The organism is Halomicrococcus pelagicus, from assembly GCF_050954125.1.
The window spans coordinates 134,413-153,093 of sequence record NZ_JBPBWC010000007.1 but is presented as its reverse complement, the minus strand read 5'-3'; the positions used below and the strand labels follow the sequence as shown (position 1 = coordinate 153,093).

The 18,681-nt window shown below is 58.2% G+C and carries 17 protein-coding genes and 2 pseudogenes; 9 read left to right on the top strand and 10 right to left on the bottom strand.

The features are described from left to right. Positions 1–89 precede the first annotated feature (89 nt). From ACRYA2_RS14685 to ACRYA2_RS14675, 3 genes and pseudogenes are all read right to left on the bottom strand, one after another. Positions 90–694 (bottom strand): annotated as a pseudogene (locus tag ACRYA2_RS14685) (VIT1/CCC1 transporter family protein). A 146-nt stretch (positions 695–840) separates the two neighbouring features. Further along, a complete protein-coding gene (locus tag ACRYA2_RS14680; RefSeq protein ID WP_433629520.1) occupies positions 841–1,218 on the bottom strand; it encodes a ferritin family protein in 378 nt (125 codons plus the stop codon). Between the two features lie 156 nt (positions 1,219–1,374). After that, a complete protein-coding gene (locus tag ACRYA2_RS14675; RefSeq protein ID WP_433629517.1) occupies positions 1,375–1,803 on the bottom strand; it encodes a universal stress protein in 429 nt (142 codons plus the stop codon). Positions 1,804–1,901: 98 nt separating this feature from the next. On the opposite strand from ACRYA2_RS14675, the gene ACRYA2_RS14670 reads away from it, so the two are divergent. Then, a complete protein-coding gene (locus ACRYA2_RS14670; protein WP_433629514.1) occupies positions 1,902–2,453 on the top strand; it encodes a VIT1/CCC1 transporter family protein in 552 nt (183 codons plus the stop codon). Positions 2,454–2,884: 431 nt separating this feature from the next. Further along, complete coding sequence (locus ACRYA2_RS14665) at positions 2,885–3,406, top strand: winged helix-turn-helix transcriptional regulator (protein WP_433629511.1); 522 nt, start codon at positions 2,885–2,887, stop codon at positions 3,404–3,406. A 244-nt stretch (positions 3,407–3,650) separates the two neighbouring features. On the opposite strand, the pseudogene ACRYA2_RS14660 reads toward ACRYA2_RS14665, so the two are convergent. Beyond that, positions 3,651–3,794, bottom strand: a pseudogene (locus ACRYA2_RS14660) (zinc-binding dehydrogenase); the annotation flags it as partial. 35 nt (positions 3,795–3,829) lie between these two features. Between ACRYA2_RS14660 and ACRYA2_RS14655 the strand changes: the two are divergent. Together ACRYA2_RS14655 and ACRYA2_RS14650 are read left to right on the top strand one after the other, a co-directional pair. Next, positions 3,830–6,202 (top strand): PEP/pyruvate-binding domain-containing protein, encoded by a 2,373-nt coding sequence (locus tag ACRYA2_RS14655; RefSeq protein WP_433629509.1) that lies wholly within the window; start codon positions 3,830–3,832, stop codon positions 6,200–6,202. Positions 6,203–6,406: 204 nt separating this feature from the next. Beyond that, complete coding sequence (locus ACRYA2_RS14650) at positions 6,407–6,652, top strand: PEP/pyruvate-binding domain-containing protein (protein ID WP_433629703.1); 246 nt, start codon at positions 6,407–6,409, stop codon at positions 6,650–6,652. Positions 6,653–6,832: 180 nt separating this feature from the next. On the opposite strand, the gene ACRYA2_RS14645 is transcribed toward ACRYA2_RS14650, so the two are convergent. From ACRYA2_RS14645 to ACRYA2_RS14620, 6 genes are all read right to left on the bottom strand, one after another. Further along, positions 6,833–8,419, bottom strand: coding sequence for a transposase (locus tag ACRYA2_RS14645; RefSeq protein ID WP_433629700.1), 1,587 nt, complete (start codon positions 8,417–8,419; stop codon positions 6,833–6,835). A 153-nt stretch (positions 8,420–8,572) separates the two neighbouring features. Further along, positions 8,573–8,725, bottom strand: coding sequence for a hypothetical protein (locus ACRYA2_RS14640; RefSeq protein WP_433629506.1), 153 nt, complete (start codon positions 8,723–8,725; stop codon positions 8,573–8,575). 518 nt (positions 8,726–9,243) lie between these two features. After that, a complete protein-coding gene (locus ACRYA2_RS14635; RefSeq protein WP_433629503.1) occupies positions 9,244–10,074 on the bottom strand; it encodes a TrmB family transcriptional regulator in 831 nt (276 codons plus the stop codon). Then, a complete protein-coding gene (locus tag ACRYA2_RS14630) occupies positions 10,074–10,409 on the bottom strand; it encodes a winged helix-turn-helix domain-containing protein (protein ID WP_433629501.1) in 336 nt (111 codons plus the stop codon). Before ACRYA2_RS14630 ends, ACRYA2_RS14635 begins: the two co-directional genes overlap by 1 nt. After that, positions 10,406–10,600 carry a helix-turn-helix domain-containing protein gene (locus tag ACRYA2_RS14625; RefSeq protein ID WP_433629498.1) on the bottom strand — a complete coding sequence of 65 codons (195 nt, stop codon included), beginning with the start codon at positions 10,598–10,600 and terminating at the stop codon, positions 10,406–10,408. Before ACRYA2_RS14625 ends, ACRYA2_RS14630 begins: the two co-directional genes overlap by 4 nt. A gap of 192 nt (positions 10,601–10,792) precedes the next feature. Further along, the gene (locus ACRYA2_RS14620; RefSeq protein WP_433629495.1) at positions 10,793–14,134 is read right to left on the bottom strand and encodes a bacterio-opsin activator domain-containing protein; all 3,342 of its coding nucleotides are present in this window, start codon (positions 14,132–14,134) and stop codon (positions 10,793–10,795) included. Positions 14,135–14,311: 177 nt separating this feature from the next. Between ACRYA2_RS14620 and ACRYA2_RS14615 the strand changes: the two genes are divergently transcribed. The 5 genes from ACRYA2_RS14615 to ACRYA2_RS14595 all read left to right on the top strand — a co-directional run bounded on the left by ACRYA2_RS14615 (position 14,312) and on the right by ACRYA2_RS14595 (position 18,304). After that, positions 14,312–14,722: a DUF6141 family protein gene (locus ACRYA2_RS14615; RefSeq protein ID WP_433629492.1), complete on the top strand. Its 411-nt coding sequence runs from the start codon at positions 14,312–14,314 to the stop codon at positions 14,720–14,722. A gap of 137 nt (positions 14,723–14,859) precedes the next feature. Beyond that, positions 14,860–15,450, top strand: a complete 591-nt coding sequence (locus tag ACRYA2_RS14610) for a DUF7342 family protein (protein WP_433629489.1) — start codon at positions 14,860–14,862, stop codon at positions 15,448–15,450. Between the two features lie 3 nt (positions 15,451–15,453). After that, a complete protein-coding gene (locus tag ACRYA2_RS14605; RefSeq protein ID WP_433629486.1) occupies positions 15,454–15,936 on the top strand; it encodes a toxin-antitoxin system TumE family protein in 483 nt (160 codons plus the stop codon). Between the two features lie 578 nt (positions 15,937–16,514). Continuing rightward, the gene (locus ACRYA2_RS14600) at positions 16,515–17,726 is read left to right on the top strand and encodes an outer membrane protein assembly factor BamB family protein (RefSeq protein ID WP_433629483.1); all 1,212 of its coding nucleotides are present in this window, start codon (positions 16,515–16,517) and stop codon (positions 17,724–17,726) included. Then, complete coding sequence (locus ACRYA2_RS14595; protein ID WP_433629481.1) at positions 17,723–18,304, top strand: twin-arginine translocation signal domain-containing protein; 582 nt, start codon at positions 17,723–17,725, stop codon at positions 18,302–18,304. Before ACRYA2_RS14600 ends, ACRYA2_RS14595 begins: the two co-directional genes overlap by 4 nt. Positions 18,305–18,681 lie beyond the last annotated feature (377 nt).

Genomic DNA, 18,681 nt, shown 5'->3' with positions numbered 1-18,681 from the left:
TGGGATATTCCTGCTAGCTGGTTTGAGCGGGTGAGCGCCTGCTTTCTGGATGCCGTGCCTTCTCCGACCGCCCGCGTCGAAACCCGTTGTCAGCCGACGAGCGTCACCCCAATCAGGCTCCCGACACCGTAGGTGAGGACCGCAGCAGCGAGTCCAATCCCGACCTGTCGAAATCCAGAAAAGAGCACGGACCGTCCCGTGAGAAGGGTGATGCCGGCGCCGATGACGAACAGCGCGATTGCACTCAGCACGAGACTCGCGCCGACGGCGACCAGTCCGCTCAACACGAAATACGGGAGGACGGGGACGATGGCTCCGAGTGCGAAGAGCACGAACGACGTCGCGGCCGCTTCCCCTGCTGAACCGCCCAGCTCTTCTGGATTGATGCCCAACTCCTCGCGGGCAAGTGTGTCCAGTGCCATCTCCTCGTCGGCAATCAACTGCTCGACAATCTCTCTTGCGCGTTCTTTCGAGAGGCCTTTCGCCTCGTAGATGAGCGCCAGTTCTTCTGCCTCCTCTTCAGGAACCTCGGCGAGTTCTTGGGCCTCAATGCCAATCTGGCGTTGATACAGTTCCCGAGAACTCTGGACGGAGAGCCACTCGCCCATCGCCATCGACCCCGAGCCAGCGAGGAGTCCGGCGAGACCGTAATTAGAATCGCCGTCGAATCCAGTGCCGCGCCGGCGACGCCCATTACGAGACTCAGGTTGGAGACCAGACCGTCGTTCGCGCCGAGAACAGCGGCACGGAGTGCGTTGCCGCTAGTCGCCCGGTGGCGGCCTTCGAGCTGGGCGAGGACTTCTCCTCGAGCTCCTTGCCCGGGCGTTTCTGCGATGACTGTCAGAAGACGATGTGTGAGCGTTCGTCGGCTGCTATCCCGGTTCCTGTGACCTCTGGTTGGGTCGCGTAGCCACTCCCACCGATGGCTTCCCCGGCTTGCATTGAGGATAGTACTAACCCCGGCCCGAATCGACGAGCTAGCCACGCCAGTACTCTGGCTCTCTGAGATGGATTGGCGTTTCCCGGATCGGAACCGGCCTCTCGAATCTTCTCAGTCCAGAAGTCTGCATGGGTTCGCTCCGTCTCGGCCAGCCGGTGGTAGACTTCTGCGACCTGTGGTTGCGATTCGGCGTCAGCCATCGCCGTGTAGACCGTCGCACTGTCTATTTCGTCCTGGTGATTGCGACGGTAGCGTTCGATATCTTCCGGAGTAGTCATATCTAGTGTAATTGCGACGCGAGGGCTTAGTAGTGCATTCAGCGCATCACCCGGCCGTGACCGCTGCTTGCCCCCTCATCCAATAGAATAACGGTGAGATAGCTCCGAGAAAGACGGCCACTTCCTGAACAGACCGACGGTATGAGGCGAACAGATCTATCGGACGATCGTCACTGGTATCGGTGCTTGTCGCATCACGCGCTCTGCGACACTCCCGAGGACGAGCCGCGAGACGCCCTCGCGGCCGTGGCTTCCCATGATGATGTGCTCGATGTCGTGTTCGTCTGCATACTCCAGGATAGCGCGGGCGGGACGACCGATTTCGGTCGCCGTCGTAATCTCGCAATCGTGGTCGGTAGCCTGCTCTGTCGCATCGGCACAGATCTCGTCGGCCCGTTCTTTCATCCGATCGTGCCACGTGCTCGCTGCGGACAGTCCCTTTGTCTCCGCTTCGTAGACGGAGAGCATTGGATCGATCACGTAGAGCACGGTAATCTGGTCGTCGGGGTGCTTTGTGATGGCTCGCTCAAGCGCTCGATGTGAGAGGGGAGAGCCATCAAGCGGGACGAGAATACGTTCTCTCATAATTGTTCATGTGCGCGTATCCATGAAATCGTTATGCTCGGTTCCGAATGCGAGAGACCACGGATAGTTAGTCGAGGACGTGAAAAATAAGAGCAAGAATGATTGAACAGCTCCTCGGTGACGACGTCGAATCGTCCGGACAGTATCTTGCAGAAGTGATCTATGGCGCCAACGACGGGATCGTTACGACCTTCGCCGTGGTCTCTGGCGTTGCCGGGGCGGCATTGAATCCCTCGATCGTGCTGATCCTCGGTGCAGCGAATCTATTCGCCGACGGATTCTCGATGGGAATGAGCAACTACCTCAGTCGTCGGTCGGAACTCGATTACCAGCGATCCGTTCGAGAGGGCGAGCGAGATCCGCCCGAAGAGTTGGCCGACGGCAAGTCGCCTAGACGCACGGCGTTCGTCACGTTTCTCGCGTTCGTCATTGCTGGCTGGGCCCCCCTGCTTCCGTACATCCTCGAAGTGAGGCCGACATTTCCCCTCTCGATCGCCTTCACCGGGTTCGCCTTCTTTGCCGTGGGGGCGAGTCGAAGTCTCGTGACGAGCCGGCGCTGGTTCGTGAACGGGGCGGAGATGTTCGTCGTCGGAATGGCCGCCGCGATTGTCGCTTACACCGTTGGAAACCTCCTCGGCGGTATCGCCTGAAGCCCCTCTCGAAGTGTCGGTGGATTCTCATCGCTTAGATTCGACGGTTGAACGCCAATCGTTTCCCCGCCACCCCCTTCGATTGAGTTGTATCGATCGCCGAGCACGTCGCACCGGCCGTGTGCACAGATAGGAACGTATGCCACTCGCTCAACTCCTCGAACAGTACGTCAGCCTCGGTATCTTCGTTCTCGCTGCAGGGCTCAGCGTCCTCAGCTTCCTGGCGTGGCGACGGAAACGTGATGGCCGTATGCGAATCGTCAACGCTCGGGTACGCGATGCTCGCCGTCTACGGACTCATTGTGTTTCTCGAGTATCCGCTGCTCCCGTAATTCCCATACGCAACGCTCGAATTGCTCGAACACGAGAGTGCGATCCTGATTCTCGATGGCCTCCTGGCGTTCTTCATCGCTTTGACGTGGGACTGAGCAATGTCGGATCCGGATCTCGAACTGGCCTCACGACGGACAATCTACCAGCGGATAGCCGACGCGCCGGGGGTTCACTTTCGCGCGCTTCTCGACGACCTCGAGTACGCGAAAGGGACGCTCCAGTATCAGCTCCGGTGGCTCGCCGACGAGGGGCTGATCGATGTCTCGGACGACGGCAAGTACACGCGGTACTATCCGGCTGCCGAGTTCGACGAAGCCGATCGGGCAGTGATGAACGCCCTTTGTCGGGAGTACAGCCGTCGCATTCTCGCGCACCTGCTCGCGGACGGCCCGCTCTCGACGACTGACCTGAGCGACCGCCTCGACAAAACCCAGTCGATTGTCTCGTGGCATCTTTCGAAGCTCGCCGAGACCGACCTCGTCACGAAAGAGCGCGACGGCCGGAGCGTCGTCTACGATGTCATCGATCCCGACCGGGTCAAATACCTCTACACGGTTCACCGGCGCTCGTTCACTAATAGAGTTGTCGACCGTATTCTGGGCCGCTGGGACAGCTACTAACCCAGAGTTGTGTTCGATGGTATCCCTCGAAGCACCAGCAAGCGCAACAAGGGCACGTACACGAGAAACGCCACCGAGAGGCCCAGCAGGAGACGGACGACCCCCGTCAGGTCGGTGCCGATGGCTGCAGCATGGATTGTCCCGAACGCGAACCCAGCGTACGCGAACGAGTGGACGACGCGTGGCCCCCACGGTCGCTGGAAGCGTTTCGCCGGTGGTCTCGACTCGTCTGAGGTTTGGCCAGTCAGTCGATTGTAACCACGGCAGTCCCGCGCTTGTGCCCGGTGTCGACGTAGCGGTGTGCCTCGACGATCTCCGCTACCGGGTACCGCCGTCCGGTCACTGAGCGGATCACCCCGGAGTCGAGGAGCTCTCTTAGCTCCCCGAGGTATTTTTTTCCGCACGCCCGCCGGCTTCATCCCCGTGGCTGCGAAGCAGACGTACGCAGTGCGGTCGAGTGCGACGGCCGAGGACCTCCCTGATGCCTCGTTTGCTGGGCAACAGGAGACATTCCTGAACGTAAAGGGAGTGGATGCGGTCATCGACCGTGTCCGTGACTGTATGGCGAGTCTGTTCACTGATCGGGCTATCGCGTATCGAGCGAAGAACGGGATCTCACAGGAGGATGTCTCAATTGCAGTCGTCGTTCAGCAGATGGTTTCTCCGGAGTTCTCGGGAGTGCTCTTCACAGCCGACCCGCAGACGGGGAACCGCCACACCACCACCATCGAGGCGTGTCTCGGTCTCGGCGAGGCGCTTGTCTCCGGAGAAGTAAATGCGGACAGCATCACAGTCGATGCTCGGACGGGCGATATTCGCACTTACGAGGTCGGTGACCAGCAGGTTGCAGTTCGCCGCCGCCCCAACGGAGGGACGGAGACGGTCGAACTTCCGAGATCCGAACGATTGAGGCGGGTGCTCACCGACGACCGGGTGCATGCACTGGTCAAGATCGGACGAGAGATCGAATCACTCTTCGATCGACCGCAGGACATCGAGTGGTCAGTAAAAGAAGGCGAGGTCATCATCCTGCAGGCCAGACCGATTACGTCGTTGTTCCCGCTGCCCTCACCCGCTCCAGATGACGACCGTCTCCATGTCTACATCAGCATGGGACATGGACAGTCGTTCGCCGAAGCGATGCCGCCACTCGTGGTAGACGTCTGGAAGTCGTATGTTCAAACGCTGTTCACAGAATACGGATTTGACCCCGAGACACAGTGGGTGGTCGAGGCAGGTGGGCGCATCTACCTCAACGTATCGCCCCCACTCCGCTCCGGTCTGTTGCGAAAGCGGTTTCCTGAGAGAATGGGTGAGGCGAACGAGCAGATGGGAGCTGCTATCGCCGACCTCCTTGACCGACGGGGCGAGGAGTTTCACCAAGACCGGACGTTCTCGGAACGACTTGCTTCACTACCCACTGTTGCGAGTTCGGCCTGGACGCTGCTGTGGGAATCCATCCCTCAACTAATCACGGTGTTTGGTGGATTTGTTGGCGCGTTCATTGGTGACCCTGTGTCTCCAGAGCGAGAACAGGCGAAGTGGGAGACGTGGGGGCAGAACATCGCCTCCCAGGTGCGGTCTCCTGAAGACACAGCTGGGCAAGTTCGTGCTGTCTTCGACATCCCTAGGGAGGCCACGCAGTTTCCAGCAATGGGTTCACTTATCGCCAGAAATGCCGCAGAGGGCAAACTTGAACGACAATTCCCTGATGCTCCTGATGACGTCAACGCTGTCGGGAGGGGATTGCCAGAGGAAATGCTGACGAAGGTCAATCTCGGAATCGGTGACCTTGCGGATGTAGCGCGAGAGTATCCTGCCGTCGTTGAAGCCCTCAATCGTGATGTACCGCTCGAAGCAATCGAATCTGTGGAAGGCGGAGACGCATTCCGCTCTGAACTTGCAGGATTCCTCGATTCCTTCGGTCACCGAGCGACTGGAGAGATGGACATCAGCCGTCCTCGATGGCAGGATAATCCTTCGGTATTGCTGTCCATTGTTCAATCAACAGTCAAGACAAGTAACGTTGGAGAACACCGCGACCGCGTCCAAGAATTGGAACAGGAGGCTGCGGCGGCAGGAAAACGGCTTGAGCAACGAGCAGGCAACAGGGTCTTTGGTTTACTCCGTCGACGCTTCGTCAGTCGACTAATCCGGACGTATCGCGATGGTATTCAAACTCGCGAGTATCCAAAACACGGTGTTGCATACTTTTACGCGGCATGGCACGAGGTACTTCGTGACGCTGGCGAACGGCTGGTCTCGCAAGGGAAACTCGTCGATCCTGATGATGTATGGTTCCTTCGTAAAGCGGAACTTTTCGACGTACTCGATGGCGAATCGATCGACGTCGATGTCGCTGCTCGCCGCGCTGAATTTCAACGTCACGCCTCGATGGATGCACCGCCGGTCCTGACGAGTGACGGTGAAGCCCTGAGCGGTGAGAGTGAACGCGAAGACATTCCAGCGGGGGCACTGGTGGGAACTGGTGTTTCAGATGGGACTGTTGAAGGCGTCGCTCGGGTTGTTCGGGATCCGAGTGAAGAGCGGATCGAAAAGGATGAGATTCTCGTTACCCCATCTTCCGACCCGGGTTGGACACCGCTGTTTCTGAATGCAGCCGGAGTCGTCGTGGAAGTGGGTGGGCAGATGAGTCACGGTTCCCTTGTCGCACGCGAATACGGGATTCCGGCGGTCGTCTCTGTCCGCAATGCAACCCGGAAAATACAGACAGGTCAACAGATTCGTGTCGATGGCACAAGCGGGATTGTAGAACGACTAGACAATAAATCATGAATAATAGTACACAGGATTGCCGTTCGCCCTTTCATTGACCGACCCGAGAGCTCCTGAGATCTCCCTCGTTGGTGGACAAGGGGCGAACCTAGCCCGACTCGTATAAGCAGCGTTCCCGGTTCCGAAGGGCTTCGTCGTCACAACGGCAGCGTACAATGCCCTCCTCACCGAATCAGACATTCTTGATCGAATCCGAGCTCTCGAATCTCTCGACCCACAGGATACGGGGCCACTGCAGAGGCTGGAGGGGCGCTCAGGGACACTATCCAGTCGTTGTCGTTTCCCTCCGAAGTACAAACAGCAATTAAGGACGCAGTCGCTGACACCGGAGTAAATAAGGCCTACGCCGCTCGCTCCAGCGCTACCGTCGAAGATCTCCCGAGTGCTTCATTCGCAGGCCAGCACGAAACCCTCCTCAATGTTCAGGGCGAAACGCACAGTGGAAGTTGAGACTACAGCGGGTTTAGCGGGGCTGTAATTCGTGAATTAGACCGATTCGGTCAGCGGAAACTACCTTAATTCTCTCTCCAAGTACCATTCTTGTCATACTTCCAATCGTATGGGAGAAATTTCGAGACATCCAACAGCGTAGCCACTCAGACGGCACGCTAACCCGAACAGAGTTCCTCACTACCCGATTCCAGTTTCCTTCTTCAGCAGCGTCAGTGTGTTGTTCGCTGTAATCACCGGTGAGTGCTCATACTCGCCAGTCAATTCGGCTTGGACGAGGAGATCGACAGCGCGCCAGATCGAGTACAGCAGACACGCAAACGCGAAGTAGAAGAATCGAAGCCCAAAATCCTTCGACGTCGTCGCCGCCATGAACCGTTTGATCGACCTGTACCCACTCTCGATCTCCCAGCGATAGCCGTACTCCGTGAGGTGACCACTCCCGCAATTCGTCATGAACACCGAATATTGTCGATGGTCGTCGTGCTCGGAGTCCTCTTTCCGACGGTAGATCAGCGTCGTCTCGTGCCACTCGTTCTTGCCGAGGTGGAGCTTCCGGTCGGTCTCGTATCGGTCCTGGTCACGCTGGAGCAACCGCTTGGCCTGCGCTTTCTCACTCGTCTGCATCCGTTTCGGGACGACGTAGGAGAGCCCACGCTGGCTGATCATCTCCAAGACATGCTGGCTATCGAACTCCCGGTCCATCAGCACGTTATCGACGTGAACGAGGTCCTCAGCCGAATCCAGCAAGTCCTCGACGATTTCCTTGCGTGACTCTCCTCGTCGAACCGGTCGTGCATCAAGCACGAGCGGAACGGCGTTGCCGACTAACTGGACTGTCGCCCACTGATAGGCGTACTCGTCAGTCTTCTCCTTTGTTCCGATGATCTCGTCCTCGTGACCAGTTCTATCGCCGGTGAACGGGTCAGCTTCGGTAATGTCGATCGCGACGATTCCGGCTCGAAAGAACTGCTCTGTCTCCGCAACTTCGTTCAGGAGCCGAGTGATGGCCTGCCGGTACATCGCTCGCACTTGGTCAATCGAGAGGTCGCGGATGTGCTCGCGATGGGCGTGCCCCAGCGGCGTCCGATCCCGAGTCGATTCGTAGACGAAACTGCGAGCCCCTTCGTTCGCAGCCAGCCTCTCGCGAAGTCCGAGATACGTCTGCAGGTCCCAGTAGGCGTTCTCGTGGATCTCACAGCCCTCGCCACGGTCCAGCGAGAACGCGGGGAAGACGACGCGGCTGACGTGATCGCTGATCTTCGCTGCTTTTTCCAAAACAGTCTGGTCGTCCGGATCGGTCGGCCCAGACTCGTCGCCATAGTACTGGAGCTTCCGTTCCGGGTTACGGGGAACCGCAACACCGGCGTTCTGTGCGTTGATGAGGGTCGTCCGAGCCGTTCTCTCGACTGTCTCACGGAGGTCGGCACTGAAGCGCTTGTTCCAACTGCGCCAGAGTGTCGACTGGTCGGGAACGGAATCGAACCCGAGCGAGCGACGGGTTTCTGAGTGTTGCCGGAGATACTCGACGAGCGCGGTTTCGTGACCCCAGCCGTACACTTCTTTCAGCAGGAACGCTCTGAAGAGCTGTGGCATCTCGTATCGAGTCGGACCGGAGTACTGGTCGTGAGGATTGAACTCCACATAGGAAAGTGGATACTGACAGATGAACGCCTCGACCGAGTCGTGGGCGTTGTGCTCGAACCAGATTCCAGAGACGGTCCGGAAATCCTCAATGAGCGCAGTCAGTGAACTCTGGTCGTACAGTGGCGTCGAGTCGTAGGCCGGCCAGTCGAGATACTATGTTGTAGCTATCGAACGGAAGACATCGCGCCGAGAGACAGAAGTCGGTGCCATTGGGGACACGTCTGCTGTTACCGGCCAATGATATGACGTTCTCTCCGACGCTCCCGTGGGGACTCAGGCCTCCTCATCTTCGGGATCGTTCACAGACAACAATCCCGTCGCCATCAGCCGTCGGGTGATTGCGACCAGCCCGTTGTCGAATCCGCGGTCAAAGACGCCTTGTTCGTGCTCACGGCCGTCTGCCCTCGTTTCGGTGAACGAACTCACCAAAATCGCCTCACGGTCGGCCAGTAACAGCCGACCAATCTCCGTGTCGATAGACGGAAGCGGCGACCGACTCAACCAATCCAATCCCACAGCACACTCCAATATCCGAGAATACGTGTCGAACCACCGTTCGGGGCGCTTCACCGGCCGTGTCAATAATGGCCGTTTCCGGAGGCCAAATTCACAGTCTGATCTTAGTATCCTCTGCTACTTTGTCCAATATATGAGCTCCTACGAGGAGGAGGTGGTCGAGGCGAAACTCGTCGACAGACCCGTAGGCGTCGTGCTTGAACCAGACTGCCGCGACGGTCCGAACGTCCTGCTCAAGCCCACCTAACGACCTGCGGGTCGTAGAACGGAGTGGAGTCGTACGAGGGCCAACCAAGAGTTCGCCGCTGGGAAGCACGTCGGAACACGTCCCGCCGAGATGTCTGTGTCGATGCCATCACGTTCCTACAGAATCTTTCTCGTTATTGGATCCCCGCACCTATGTGCACCTCTCTACGTTACAAGCAGGCTTACGACTGCGAGGACTGAGCGGGAAGAGTTTCCAAAGAATCGGGGGATAACGCATCGAGTAGCAGTCTACGAACGATCGTTACGAACCCATTAGATGAGCCATGGCCCACGACTGCCCGCTCGGGGACATCCTCTTCCCCAGCTGTCGGACGTGAACTTATCAAGACTGTGTTCCGGTCAGTCAAGAGTATTCGGCGGATATCGGACGGTTCGTCGGAGGAAATTGCCTTTTCAAGCACCGTCGTCTCCAGAGTAACCGTCTCGATTTCTGCGAGATCGAAGGACTGCCGTGAAACGCCGTCGACCGTACCCACCGTGACGGCAACGTCTCGCTGTCGAGCCGTTCGCAGGGCCCCTTCGCACGCGTCCGTCGGGACGTGATCGTCGCAGGCCACGAAGACGAGCTCGTGATCGGCATCGTCAGTGAGGCGCCGGGCACGAGTCTCGATTGCATCCGATCCCCTCAGTGACCAGACCTCGAGGGGTGGATTCGACTCGGTGCCAGCATCGACGGGTTCGATAGACTGGAGTGTTTCTCGAAGGGTCTCGGTCTTCGATCGATACTCGGCTCTGAGCAGGTCGATCGCTTCGTCGACAGAGAGCGCACGAAACTGCTTCGGACTCGAGTGTTGTGTTTCGACGAGTCCTTTCGAGTCCAGTACCCGAACAGCATCGTACACACGCGTGCGAGGCACTTCCGAGATGTCACTGATCTCTTTGGCGGTCGCGTGGGGAAGTCGGGAGAGTGCAACGAAACACGCCGATTCATACTCTTTGAGCCCGAGTTCTTTGAGCAGGTCGACGGCCTCACGGTGGCTCGGCCGGTCCATCACGGCCACCCTTCTGGTAGCTCGTCTTGGTAGTCGTCCATCAGCCGGAGTAACGGCGCGATCTCATCGAAGTTCGGTCCTCGACGGATACTGTGGATATCCTCGTCCCACTCGATGTACCCCGATTCAGCAAGCTTTGGGAGGTGGGCGTGGTACAGCTCGGTCGTGAGCAGTTCGAGGTCGTCGTCTTCGGTGGCAAGCTCTACGACGGAGAATTCGTCTTCGTCACGCGGGTTATGCTCGCTAACGAGCAGCAGAATTCGACGTCGATAGGGATGGCTGAGCGCGTCGAATATCCGGTCTAACGAGCCTGGAGCGGCAGAATCACCGGTCATGACTCCCCCTTTAGGATAGTAGTCTCGCGCAATACGTCGCCCATCCCACGGCGGAGCTGCTGGGAAACCTCGACGTCTGACCGGCCGAGTTCATCAGCGATCTCGACGAGCGTCGTCGCTCTCGGCACCTCGAAATATCCCTTCTCAAGGGCGACACGGAGCGTCTCCCGTTCCTCTCCAGGCAGCACCACGGTCGGCTCGTCGCCTCCTGTCTGTCGCGTTCCATCCTATCTTACCTCGTTGAATGACCCGATCGAAGGAGTCCCTCAGTCCTCACGAAGGGTATCTCCGGATCATAGTGGCTGTCAAAACATATAGGAGTGAAAGCGTTGGCCCTAACTATACCAACCCCGGCTAATATTTTTTTTGAAGTTAGGGAATTCCTACATCGAGACGATATCACCGGCATACGGTTCGGTCTCGAATAGAACCTCACACAGGGTGCGTTCGGCTGCACGCAGGTGTTCGGAGAACGTCGGCTGTGAGACGCCGAGCAGTTCGGTGACCTCCTGACCGTTACTGACCCGTGGCATCTCGAAGTACCCGCTCAGATACGCCGTCTGTAGGACCTCCCGCTGTCGGTCAGTCAGTTGGTCCTCGAGCGCAGTCACGAAGGTTTGCCGCGTCTTCAGCGGCCGCTCGCACGACTGACGAGCGCGCAGTTCGAAGTTCGGATTCCACTGACGGAGCCGGTCCAGGAACTCACGGACTGCTGCCGTATGGGGGACGTCGAGAGCAGCGGTCGAGACGCCGGCATCGATGGTGATCGAGCGCACGACAGCCCCGTCGTTAGTGACCCGTGCGGCGAGCGGAGGGTCGGACACCCGCGCCCTGAACAGTGACCCATCAGCCCCCTCGGTGAGACAGTCCAGGTCGTCGAACGCAAGGAGTTGCGATGCTGTGGCCTGAACTTCCTCCGGTGAGATCCCACGAGCGATGAAGAAGACGTCGGCCTGCTTGTTCGACCTGGGAAGGAACCCCTGGTAGTCGATGGTACACTCCGTCTCCCGGGCGAGGCGACACAGCGGTGTGTCGGCATCCTCAAACCGGAGCGTGAGTTCGACGACGCTGTCGGTTTGCAATGTTGCTCTCGTCTCTCTGGCGTTGATGGTGTGGGCGATCGTGTCGCCGAGCTCCGACAGCACCTGCTGATTCCGCTCGTCCTCGTTCGACTGGGGGTGGTCGGCGTAGACGGTCAACACGCCATATGTTGCATCATCGAAGACGAGCGGAATGCAAACGAGCGAGCGAGCGCCGCGTTCGAGCGTTGCTTCTCGCCAGGGTGCGAAGTCACTGTCCGTAGCGATGTCCGAAACCACCTGCAGGTCGCCGGTGCGTACTGCACGAGCGATAGGATCACGATTGGTCGGCGTGTCCTCGACCGTGTTCGTGAGATCCTCCAGGTAGCCGCTATCGACGCCGGCCCACGCCCGTGGTTCGACCACGCCGGTCCCCGGATCGTGGTCACCGATCCAGGCGAATTCGTAGAGGTCGGAACTGGCCAGTCGCTCGCAGACGGCCGCGTCGATCTCCTCTCGGGTGTCGGCGGCCACGAGTGCCTGGTCGATCTCCCGAATGAGCGTGTTGAGCCGGTCGAGGCGGGTTAATTCTTCATTCCGACGCGCTAACATCTCTTCTCCGGCGGCGCGGTCCCACGCCGTCTCGACGGTCCCCCCGACCGTCTCCACGAGGCCGATATTCTGCTCGTCGAACGCCTCGGCTTGTGTCGAACCGGCACAGATGACGCCGTGCCTTCCCAATGGAACGAGGACACGACTGCGGAGTGATACTGTCGCTGACTCGCTCTCGCTAGCGTCGATGTCGTTATCGATGTCCACATCGTCGTCCATGAACGTCTGCCAAATCTCCTCGGAAAATCCTCCGGGCAGGCGAACTGTATCGGGGGAGAATTCGGAACTCGTCTGGCTGGCGTATTCGTCGAGCTTCCCGGTCGTCTCGTCGTAGCACCAGAGCGCGGCGTACTCGACGTTGAGGACCGATTGAACGATGTCGACTGTCTGGTCTTTGATCTCCTCCGGGTCAGAGTCGATCAGGTCCTGGCTCGCTTCGTTGAGTCGTTCGAGGGCGAGCTGGAAATGCTTGGAATCGCTGACATCTGTGAACGCGATGGCGACCTTCCGCTCCTCGGGGTCGCCGACGCGGAATGCGTTCACGTCGTACCACCGGTCGTCGTGATGTTCGGCCGGATTCGTGAACCGCTCCGGCTCACCGGTCTTGGCGATCCGACCGTAAATCTCGAACCACCGGTTCTCGTGATTGGGTTCAAGCTCCTTCATCCGTTTGCCCTCCGCGTCGTCGAGTCCGGTCTGTTCTTCGAACGCTGGGTTTGTCTGCAAAAAGCGGTAGTCAACCGGCTCGTCGTCCTCGTCGAACAGTACCTCGATGATACAGAAGCCCTCGATTATTGACTCGAACAACATCCGGTAGCGTGCCTCGCTTTCGCGGAGGTTCTGCTCGGCCTCCTTGCGCTCGGTGATGTCATCGATGAGAAACGCGACCGTCTCGCTATCCGGCCCGCCGTACGGAAACACGTGGACGTCGTACCAGCCGTCGTAGTGCGCGTACCCGTTCGTTTCGACGCGTTTCGATTCGCCAGTCCGGAGGACATCGCCGAAGGCGTCGAACCCCGGTGGGTCCCCAGGTAGTTCCAGCTCGCTTCGTCTCTCACCCACGACGTCCGTCAGGCCGACGAGCGCTTCGAACGCCGCGTTGCTCTCCACGAATCGGTAGTCCATCGGCTCGTCTCGGGCAGCAGCGTCGGCCCGTCCCCCCGTGGCTCCGTCCGAAGCCTCCACCTGCTCGTCGGAGAGTATCTCGACGACGCAGAAGGCCTCGGACATCGACTCGCTGATCGAATCGAACAGCGTGCGGAATCGCGCTTCGCTCTCGCGCAGTTGTTCTTGAGTCTGATGGCGGTCGACAAACTCGGCCGCAGTCCACGCGAGCATGTCGATCAGCCGCAGTTCTCGGTCGCTCGGGCGGTGTGGCTCCGGGAACTGGTTGCTCAGCACACCAACCAACTCGCCGTCGCGGGTTATCATCGGCGTGGATTGGATGGCGTGGATGTCGTCTTCGAGCGCGACCTCGCGGTCCGTTGTCCCCTGTAAGCCCGAGAAGCGCTCGACGTCCTCGATGATCAGCCGCTCGCGGTTCTGGCGCGCGGCGTCGCACGCTGGCTTCGATCCCTCGTGCAGGAAGTAGTTGACAAACGGGGACTGCTCGTCGTATCCACGGTACTCGAACATTTCGAGGCGCTCGCCGTCGTCGCTGACGAGTTGGACGCAGCCACGGTCGGTGTCGAGGAAGTCGTTCGCGGCCTCGATGATCTCGCCGAGTGCAGCGTGAAGGTCGGTTTCGTTCGTCAGTGTGGCGCGCAGGTCGTGGAGGCGGCGCATGTCAGCAAGGTCGCCCGCGAACCCTGTCTCGCCCGTGCGGTCGGCAGTCTGCTCGATCAGTAATCTGTGATCGCGTCCATCACCGTTCGCGCGTACACGGGGCGGCCGCCACCAGACGCGACTGTTGGCTCCGACTTTCTTCGTTTTCAGAACGTCATCGTCGACGAGCGACTCCAGTCGGTTGTAGATGGTCCGCTGGGTGCAGTCGAATCCCTCGGCGACCTCCGGCGTCGTCACCGGCGTACCGAGTGGGCCGAGGGCGTCGACTTTCTCGAGCACGTCTGTCGGTGCTGGTGCGGCCGTCGTCATAGGCAGCCTTTGTTGAGGGCCAGCAAAAGACTTCTGTCGATAGAAACTCTGCCAACATGAATTGGTGGCAACGGATCAGTGTGCAAGACCAAGACCGTCCCGATCTTCCCGGCGATATAGAGATACGTCTGTCCGGACACCCTGTGGTGGCTCTGGACCCTTCTCGGCGTAATCACGATGCTCATGCTCGTATTCGGGGCCGTCTCGTGGGTCCACCTCGAGATCATTGGTGCCGTCGCTGCGTTCCTCACCAGTCTGCGCCTGGAGACCGAGGTCAGAGCCGACGGGATCTCCCTCCAGATGTGGCCCATTCATCGGTCGTTCGGTCGAATCTCGTGGGCGGAGATCGGCCAGTATGGGTCGAGAACGTACAGGCCGCTTCGCGAGTTCGGTGGCTGGGGGATTCGCTGGGCACGGGAGAAGGTTGCATATACTGTCGGCGGGAATCAGGGTGTCTGGATCCAGCAAGCGAACGAGCATTCCATTTTCGTTGGGTCACAACGCGTCGAAGAGTTCGTCACCGCGATCGACGAGGCTACGAGCGCCGAGTGGGCGGGTGAGGAGCTAAGACCAGCACTCGTGCATTGAGAGCAGCAGTCTCATCTACTGAAGCACAGCAGAAGTTGCGACCCGGGCGCTCAATGCATATGCGTAGAGCCCACACAGCTAGAAGTAATATACTTCGCCACCAAAGAACTATACTCCTCTATCTCGTTGATGAAGACATGACCGACAACACTCCACCAGACGAATTCGAGGACATCAACAAGGTGGTGAGCGACGAGTGGGAATCGACGACAACTCCCTACGAGCGCGTTCGTCACGTTATCGCTCACACCTACTCGCCCGCGTCGGCTGATACTGTCGCTGAAGACGCGCGAACCTCCCCGAAGACGGCACGGAAGCATCTGAACACACTTGCCGACGAAGGGTTCGTCGTTACCGCAACGGGGGAACATGGTGGGACAGCCTATCAGCGGTCGCCGGAGTCGCTCGTCGTTGAGCAGGCCGCCGACATCCTCGAACACGTCTCAACCGACGAGCTCGTCACACGCATCGCGGAGATGCGTGATCGGCTCAACGACTACCGGGCGGAATACGGTGTTGACTCACCCGAGGAGGTGACCATCGAGCAGACAAATCAAATTCTCTCCGAGACTGACTCCGGCCAGTCCGATATCGACGCTGAAACGCTCCAGGACTGGCAGACAACGCGCCGAAATCTCGCATTCGCGAACGCTGCTCTCTCGATTGCGAATGCCGAACGGTTTGTTGACGGTGACTTACGAACAACCGACGGTAGTGTCCCTGTCTAACAGATGGTGACGAGAGACGAGACAGACGAGTCCCACTCGCTCCGAGGGCCGATCGACCGGCCAGCGCTCCTCACGATTCGTGATATCATCGAGAGAGAAGAGCCACTCGCAGCGCCATCGCTAGACGACTATCTCAATCCGACGCTTCTGGAAGTCCTGCTCGACGACGGACTCTGTTGTGCCGAATCCGCCCGGATTGACGTTCAGTGGACGACCCAAGCAGACTACAAATTCCACTACACAGACGCTGACGGCGTGAACTTCCGCTGGGGCAACCATCCACATGATGGTGACTACATTCATGTCCCTGGACGTGAGCATTATCACCCGCCTCCTGACGCCACCTCTGATCCTGACGACGTTGAAGAGTCCTGCATCAAGCAGTCTGTCGAAGTACTCGTCACTCATGCTGTTCTCAAGCTATGGCGTGTTGCCTATAATGCAGACTCCTACGACCCACTGAACGCCGCGAGTAATCCACCATAGGAAGTACCGGTAGCTATACTGGCTGTAGTCTCAACTTCTTAGACTAACAGAAGTTGAGACTGGTGCTCTCAATGCATGTGATCTTCTCAAATCAGCTCAAATAGTAATTGCGTGTGAGTTCGTTTTAGTGACGTCCGTAGAATTTACGGAGTAGAGAAAGATTATGATATTAAAATAATTCTATGTATCTATGGTAGAAGCTCGTGTGTACATATTTCTATTTGGTCGGGATCTCCGTGTGTTGGCTGGTTTCTTTGGTGTTGGTCTGGTAATCGCACTTCTGTTTACAGTACTTATCTACACACCTGCTGACCACCGACTTTCGAGTACACGTTACTTCCAATTACAGAAAACGTAAAGAGACTTTTTAGCTATCCGAAAACTTATGCCACGATGAACATAGTGGACAGTATGAATCTATCGACATCGAATTGTCCACTCCCTGCTCCGACGAGTGCAGGTCGTAGTGACCAAGGCACTCCTGTTCGTCTTCCAACTAGAACAGTTGGAACCGCTGAAGAGTCCGTGCAACGCACGTCACACGGCTTAGCTGAAGGTTCCTGGTTGCAACGCATCGTATGACTCTCAGTCACCTCTCTCGCCGGCAGGTGCTCGCCGCCTGTGGCACCTCTGCCGGTATCACTGGCCTCTCTACTTTGACGGGACAAAGTACGTCGGCGGCAGCACCCGTTAATGGATCGTGGCCACTCGGCCGAGGTGATTCCGCAAATACTGGGTATACCGACGCGCGCGGACCAACCAATTCTGTCTCCGTTCGTTGGACGTTCGATGAGCATCTCGTCGCGCGAAAGCCCCCCGTCATCAAGGATGGCTATCTCTACGTTGGGACATTCGAGGATACCGCTGCCTTCGTCGCTCTTGACGCCGCGACTAGCAAGGAACGCTGGCGAACCGATCTCGGTGATGGGATGGACGTGCGGTTCAACGGCTCGGCTGCAGCTATCGCGGGCGACGTCGTTCTCGCCGGCTTCGGGGAGGTGCTCTTTGCATTCGATACGGAAACGGGCAAGGAACGCTGGCGAAGGTCATTCTCTGACTCGGAAATTCGCGCTCCTGTCGTTGCTGAAGGAATTGTGTACGTCGTCGTTGGCGGGACGGGAACAGTGTATGCAATCGATCCAGCGTCAGGCGACGTCCAGTGGGAAACGAAAATCGGTGAGTGGGCACCCGGTGCTGCGGCCGTTGTTGACGGGACAGTATACGCTTCTGGAAACCACGGCCAAACGGCCGGCTTCGTGGTCGCGCTTGACGCTGGGACGGGCGACAAACAATGGCACCATCGTACGAACCACCGTTTAACAACGCCACCTGCGGTCACAGACGAGTCCCTCTATATCGGCGAGGGGTCTGGTCTACTCTCGTTGGCAACAACTGATGGAACACAACGGTGGAGATTTCAGCCTCAGTCTGGATCGACTGGAGAGGCGGTTGACTGGGGATATCTCGGGTCGGCACCCGCTGTTCACGACGATACGGTGTACGTCGGTGCACCAGATGAACGAGTCTATGCTCTTGACGCCACCTCAGGTGAGCAGCGCTGGGCGTTCTGGACGTGGAACGATGTCACAGGTGATCCAGTCGTCGCCGGCGATACCGTCTATGTCGGCAGCGATGATTCGTTCATCTACGCGTTCGATGCTGCCTCGGGTACCCGGCGATGGGAGTTCGATACGACGGGGCGAATCGATGGTGCCGGTGGCGCGGTCGTCGACGGGATTCTCTACGTTTCGACCTGGGAAGACGGGCTCTACGCCTTGGAGGAAAAATGAACCGCCGTGATTTCCTCGTCACCCTCACTGTCGCTGGTGGGGTTGCAACGACGACCGGGTGTCTCGAAACCCGCGGATCTGGTACGGGAATCGTCTCGAAAACAGTCGAGCACGTCGAACCGCGTCGGATTCGAGAACAAAAGTCGACGATCGTTGAGTTTGATGATGACGCCCACGCGGTTCGGGTACTCGGCTACATGTACTACGGGTCGAGCAGTTGCAACAAGGTTGGACTCGAAGCAGCCCAATACGACGGTGATACCGACGAGTTACGGGTCGTTGTGACGCCGAAATCGACGAATCATATTCCGTTCCTTCCCGTCGCGTGTACTGCAGACATGGCGGCCACGTGGTACCGGGTAACCGTCATATTTGCGGACGAACTGCCCGAGACTATTACCGTCGTCGAACATCGAGGCGACAAGGAGGAACAACGAACCGTGAACCGCACTGACCAACACGAACTTTGTACGACTGATCATCCACAGAACTCCTCAGCAGGACAGACAGCACATTGGACGTGTCCGGAACGCTATATTGCAGTGAGCCGTTCCACGAACACGACGGATACCGAATAGCACGGAAGAGAGCTCAATCAAATATCTGGTATTCTATCGGCACTCGAGAAACAAGGGATTCCTTTAGAAGATACAGACATATTTCGGGTCACTCGTGAGTAGGTATCACAGCCTCAGTTTGAGACGAGTCGAGTTCGCTAACTACGCTGAAATCATGCATTCTGGGGTCGCTATTGTCGGTGTGATCTCCTCTCAAATTTCGCACAAGTTGAGACCACCGCTCTCAATGCATCGGTTCTCTTAGCGACATCGGCCTCTCGATGGTATTTCATATCTCATTGGTTGTTCACACCCTGGGCTGAAGCGGACCTCAACTCAAGTAACCTGTACCAAATTTTCATATATGGATCGAAAATAGCTCCGTAATGAACCTACGT